This is a genomic window from Lentibacillus sp., assembly GCF_035301925.1.
GTDB lineage: Bacteria > Bacillota > Bacilli > Bacillales > Amphibacillaceae > Lentibacillus.
In genome coordinates, this window is the sequence record NZ_DATGTI010000103.1 from 1 (window position 1) to 3,489 (window position 3,489).

A 3,489-nucleotide genomic window follows, 5' to 3' on the forward strand; every position below is an offset into this window, starting at 1 on the left:
TGATGGTCACGTCCGACGATATGATCGAAAACAATAGTGAACAGGTTCAAAAACTGGTTGACGCACATAAGGAAGCTGTCGCATATATTAACGACAACCCTGACGAAGCCATCGACATTACCATCGAAGGCATTGCAGACATTACAGATCAGCAGCTGGAAAAAAGCGTCATGGAAAATGCCTGGGAGCGTACTAATTTCACCTATGAAGTTGATGCAGACGTTATCCAGGAATTCGGTAACTCTTCCTATGACCTGCAGTTCCTGAAAGAAAAGCCCGATTTTGAAGGGTTCGTGAATAAAACGTTTATTCAGTAAGAATGAAATTAAAAACACGGTGCTTTGAAAAGTTAAAGGCACCGTGTTTTTAAATATTAAGTTTCATTGGCAGAATAATATGTTTTCTGTTTCTATTACCTGTTAACGTCTTTTCCTTGGCTTTGCAGAAACTGCTTGACTTCTTCTGCTGTAAATTGATTATGATCTCCGTAGACCATGTGCTTGAGAATACTTGCAGCCGTACCGAATTCAACAGTATGCGCTGGCTCCATTTCTGTCAGTACACCATGCAGAATCCCTGCCGCAAACGCGTCTCCCCCGCCTATGCGTTCAAGTAATTCAAACGAATAATTTTTTGAAGAGACTAATTGGCCATTTTGATACACATAACCCTGCAGCTTATTTTGTGTTGCCGAAATGGCCTGGCGATCTGTTGAAGCAAATACAGAAATATCATATTTATCGGCATAGTTCCCATAGAAAACTACCAATTTTTGTTCATTGAATGATTGTGGGCCTTCTTCACCTAGGAGGTAAACAAAATCTTTATACCCGGCAAAACAAATATCAACAAATGGTAAAATCTCCAGAAATGTCTTTTTAGCTTCCTCGACACTCCACAGTTTACCGCGGAAATTAAAATCGAAGCTAACTCTTACACCAGACTCTTTTGCGGCTTTTACTGCTTCCAACGTCAGGTTTTTTAGCTCTGTGCTGAGTGCCGGCGTTATGCCGGTAATGTGCAGCAAATCTATATCCTGATAAATGGATTGCCAGTCAAGTCCAATATCCGGAAGATGATGGACAGCTGAGTGATCCCTGTCATATATCACTTTCGCCTGTTTTAGCGAATAACCTTCTTCGTAATAATAGGTTCCGAGCCTCTCACCTTGCCGGAAAATCCAGGCAGTATCCACACCGCCACCTACCAGATGAGAAACCGCAGCATCTCCAATATCGTTTGGAGGGAAGGCAGAAAGAAAGCTGACATGATGTCCGAACTTGCTCAGTGACATAGCCACATTTGCCTCCGCACCTCCATAATACGCCTTAAATTCAGCGGCCTGATTCAGCCGCCCTTTTCCTATAGGCGTAAGCCTCAGCATCAGCTCGCCGAACGTTATAATTTTCCCCATGCTATCATCCTTTTTTCGCCAGATTCTGGAACCTCTTTGCCAATTTTGTAACTTCATTATAGTTACCTGTTTTTGCTGGCTTGGTTATTTCGCCGCCAACTCCCAGCATGACAGCTCCTGCTTCCAGCCAGTGATTCGCATTTTCAAGCGAGACACCGCCTGTTGGCATAATGCTGATATGCGGCAGCGGTCCTTTAAGATTTTTGACAAACGAAGGCCCGAAAGCGCTGCCCGGAAATAACTTGACAACTGATGCTCCGAATTCAGCTGCATGAAGCATCTCATTAACGGTCATGCAGCCCGGCAAATATGGGAGGCCGTAACGGTTGCACAATTTTGCTGTTTCTTCATTAAAACCCGGGCTGACAATAAATCGGGCACCGGAAAGGATTGCTATACGTGCTGTTTCACTGTCCAGGACAGTTCCGGCACCGATTATCGCATCGTGATATGTTTCAGTCAGTGACTCCAATAAACCCGGGGCACCGGGAACCGTAAACGTAACCTCCAGTGTTTTAACGCCGCCATCTACACACGCTTCAGCAGTTTTCTCAGCCATGCTGCGGTTTTCTCCCCGAATAACAACAGCCAATTTATGCTCGATCATCTCGTTTAAAATTTGATAAGTCTGCATTTTAAGTCCTCCTATACACCTGAATACGATGAGAACCCGCCATCAACCGGCACAACGATACCATTTACGAAGCTGGAAGACTTGTGATCAACAAGCCACAGCAATGTTCCGATTAGCTCTTCCGCTTCGCCAAATCGTTCCATCGGTGTCTGGGAAAGGATTTTGAGCGCCCGTTCACTTAATTCGCCGTCTTCTTTGATCATCAAATCCCTGTTCTGTTCGGTCAGGAAGAAACCGGGCGCCATCGCATTAACACGAATGCCCGCCTTAGAAAAATGCACAGCGAGCCACTGCGTAAAATTGCTTATAGCTGCCTTAGCCCCGCTGTATGCAGGAATCTTCGTCAGCGGTGTGTAGGCATTCATTGATGAAATATTGATAATCGTACTTTCTTTCTGATCTGTCATATCGCGGGCAAAAACCTGTGTCGGGAGCAATGTCCCAAGAAAATTCAAATTAAACAGGTCACTTACCCCATTCTGTTCCAAGTCAAAAAATGACTGTAATGATTGATCATTTAAATCAGATGCATCAAAGTACTCTTTGGATGTAGTTGCTTTAGGATTATTTCCCCCAGCGCCGTTAATCAAGATTGAACAACGTCCAAGTCTTCTCTTCACATCTGCATGAACGTCCTCAAGGGCTTTTTTATCGAGAACATCCACGCTGTAACCAATCGCCTCACCGCCATTTGATTTGATGTCCTGGACAACAGCATCGATTTTATCTTTAGATCGTGCCAGAACAGCCACTTTTGCACCTGCTTGTGCCAGCGCTCTTGAGAAAACAGATCCCAGGACACCGCTGCCTCCTGTCACGACTGCTACTTTATCTTTTAAATCAATTTGAAAAGGTAATTCCATACGTATGCTCCTAACGATTATTTAAAGTATCCAGTACACCATTTAAGTACATAGCTCCCAGCGCACGGTCATATAAACCATACCCCGGCCGGCCTTCTTCACCCCAGATCATCCGGCCGTGATCAGGTCTGATTGGCCCAGCAAATCCGGTTTCATGCAATTTTTCCAATATGCTTGATAAATTAATTGAACCATCGCTTGCAAGATGTGACGTCTCTTGGAACGAATGATTGTCAGCCCATTTAACGTTCCGAGCGTGCACGAAATGGATTCGGCCTTTTGCAGCCTCAATAATTCCCGGCAGATCATTATCAGGGTCAGCACCGAATGAACCGGTACAGAATGTAAGCCCATTATTGGGACTGTCGATTTTCCGGAGAATACACGCAATATTCTGCTTGTTCGTCACTACTCTTGGCAGACCAAAAATCGGCCATGGCGGATCATCCGGATGAATTGCCATCAATATGTCTTCTTCTTCAACCACTGGAATAATTTCTCTCAAAAAGTAAATCAGGTTATCCATTAGTATTTCTTCTGTGATCGTCTGATAACGGTCAATAATTCGGCGCAAATCA

5 protein-coding genes are annotated in these 3,489 nt (G+C 44.4%); 1 reads left to right on the forward strand and 4 read right to left on the reverse strand.

The window, feature by feature from the left end:
• Positions 1-317: ABC transporter substrate-binding protein (locus VK080_RS08795; protein WP_324224393.1), on the forward strand; the 317-nt coding region annotated here is incomplete at its 5' end.
• Positions 318-412: 95 nt separating this feature from the next.
• Here VK080_RS08795 and VK080_RS08800 read toward each other — a convergent pair.
• From VK080_RS08800 to uxuA, 4 genes are all read right to left on the reverse strand, one after another.
• Positions 413-1,414: a sugar kinase gene (locus VK080_RS08800; RefSeq protein ID WP_324224394.1), complete on the reverse strand. Its 1,002-nt coding sequence runs from the start codon at positions 1,412-1,414 to the stop codon at positions 413-415.
• A gap of 4 nt (positions 1,415-1,418) precedes the next feature.
• Positions 1,419-2,048 carry a bifunctional 2-keto-4-hydroxyglutarate aldolase/2-keto-3-deoxy-6-phosphogluconate aldolase gene (locus VK080_RS08805; RefSeq protein WP_324224395.1) on the reverse strand — a complete coding sequence of 210 codons (630 nt, stop codon included), beginning with the start codon at positions 2,046-2,048 and terminating at the stop codon, positions 1,419-1,421.
• A gap of 11 nt (positions 2,049-2,059) precedes the next feature.
• A complete protein-coding gene (locus VK080_RS08810) occupies positions 2,060-2,911 on the reverse strand; it encodes an SDR family oxidoreductase (RefSeq protein WP_324224396.1) in 852 nt (283 codons plus the stop codon).
• A 10-nt stretch (positions 2,912-2,921) separates the two neighbouring features.
• On the reverse strand, positions 2,922-3,489 hold a 568-nt coding region (gene uxuA / locus VK080_RS08815), incomplete at its 5' end, for a mannonate dehydratase (protein ID WP_324224397.1).